The sequence below is a fragment of the Bacillus sp. JJ783 genome (genome assembly GCF_036963225.1).
In the GTDB taxonomy this organism is placed as follows: domain Bacteria; phylum Bacillota; class Bacilli; order Bacillales; family Bacillaceae_G; genus Bacillus_A; species Bacillus_A cereus_U.
Genome location: NZ_JBALMG010000057.1, coordinates 1 through 1,696 on the forward strand (window position 1 = coordinate 1; position 1,696 = coordinate 1,696).

The window sequence follows — 1,696 nt, forward strand, 5'->3', positions numbered from 1 at the left end:
TTTACTAGCTATTTATAGTCGACTTCACTTTGTATTTAATCCATTAACTCTTGCTGCTTTTTCTTTGAAAATGATTGTAGTACTAAATCATACGACCAATCAATCATTTTATTAATTTGTTCTTGTTCTACCCCCTTATGTATATAAACTGTATTCCAATGTTTTTTATTCATATGATATCCAGGAATAATTGTTTCCGGATAATCTTCTCTTATTCGCAAGGCAAGTTCTGGATCACATTTTAATGTAATCGCAGCTTTTTCACCTTCTTCATGATTCACTATCGCAAATATTTTATTATTGATCCTCATACATGTTGCACTCCAGCCATCTGGAGAATCTGCTGTCGCTTTTCTTTTCGATAAACAATACGCTCTTGTTGCATTCATTCTAATTGGCACCTCTTATTCTTTCACTATTTGATTACGATGCATTACAATTTGCTTCGTCGCTTGAAACTGCTGTTCACCATAAAACTTTATTAGTTTCTCTCCGCAAAATAGACTAACAATATCAATATGAGATATCTCTTTCAGTAACATTGTTAGCATCTTCTCACCAATACCTTTATTTCTTACACTTTCATGTACGACAACATCTTCAATATACGCCCGAAAAACACCTTCAGTAACAACTCTAGCAAATCCAATTAATTCGTTTTCTTCCCATACTCCAATTGCTATACTATTCTTTAACATTTTTTCAATATCAATTACTTTTCTTTCTGGCCACCAACCTACAGAATCGTAAAGCATTTTTATTTGTTGTGCAGAGATAGACTGTTCGTGGTGAAATTTATAAGTGTACATTTTTCGTTCTCCTAGTAAACATAATATAATTATATTAAAGTCTTTTTTCTAAAAAATGCTGACTATGACCTTTAGGATGATCTTCAACAACCCCAAACTCTCGATAACCATGTTTTTTATAAAAATCTGGTGCTTGGAAACTAAATGAATCTAGTAATATTAGTCTACATCCTTTTTCTTTCGCGATTTCTTCGATTTTATGTAATAATTGGCTTCCATATCCACCATGACGAACTGATTCATCTACCCATAAAAAATCGATATGAAGGTGATAAAAATACATCATTCCTGTTACACCACCAAAGATTTTCCCTTCCTCATCTTTCACTACGAAACTTACTTGTTCCATTGGTTGCTTTACTTCATCTGTTAAGGTGGACATGTTATATTGAATTACTTTATTTTTTATGTATTCTCCTTCAGTGCGAGTACCGTTTTCTATATGTTTCATATATACTTCTTCCTTTCAATTTTTATAATATTCATATATTTCCATTGCATCATTTCAATAGACTAATCCATACAAATCCACCATATGTAACAAAACATGAAAAACTAATTAACCCGGGCATTGATACATACCCTGTTCTTGCATAACTTATGACGATATAACTAGAAATTAATGGAATAGGTTTATATCTGTGGCATAAGGGCATATGCTTATTTTTATTTTTAAAGGCTTTTTCCTTACACTTGCGTGTTAGCTAATTCATAAACTATAAAGTGTAAGTGGATGAATGATAAGGATGGTGTGAAAATGAGTAAATTTAAAAAGAAATTTCATATTCCGTGCGAATGTTTTGGTCCCCCTTTACCTCCACCTGAAATTGGTCCAACGGGTCCAACGGGTCCAACAGGACCGACAGGTCCAACAGGACCAACAGGAC

Annotated in this window: 3 protein-coding genes; all 3 read right to left on the minus strand. The window is 33.0% G+C overall.

Annotated elements, in window-relative coordinates; all coding sequences use genetic code 11:
* Positions 1 to 35 precede the first annotated feature (35 nt).
* From V7038_RS13120 to V7038_RS13130, 3 genes are read right to left on the minus strand one after another with little or no spacing between them, the layout of a single operon-like run.
* The gene (locus V7038_RS13120) at positions 36 to 389 is read right to left on the minus strand and encodes an MmcQ/YjbR family DNA-binding protein (RefSeq protein WP_070146579.1); all 354 of its coding nucleotides are present in this window, start codon (positions 387 to 389) and stop codon (positions 36 to 38) included.
* Positions 390 to 404: 15 nt separating this feature from the next.
* Complete coding sequence (locus V7038_RS13125; RefSeq protein WP_070146580.1) at positions 405 to 809, minus strand: GNAT family N-acetyltransferase; 405 nt, start codon at positions 807 to 809, stop codon at positions 405 to 407.
* Between the two features lie 34 nt (positions 810 to 843).
* Positions 844 to 1,260 (minus strand): GNAT family N-acetyltransferase, encoded by a 417-nt coding sequence (locus V7038_RS13130; RefSeq protein WP_070128445.1) that lies wholly within the window; start codon positions 1,258 to 1,260, stop codon positions 844 to 846.
* Between the last annotated feature and the right edge of the window lie 436 nt (positions 1,261 to 1,696).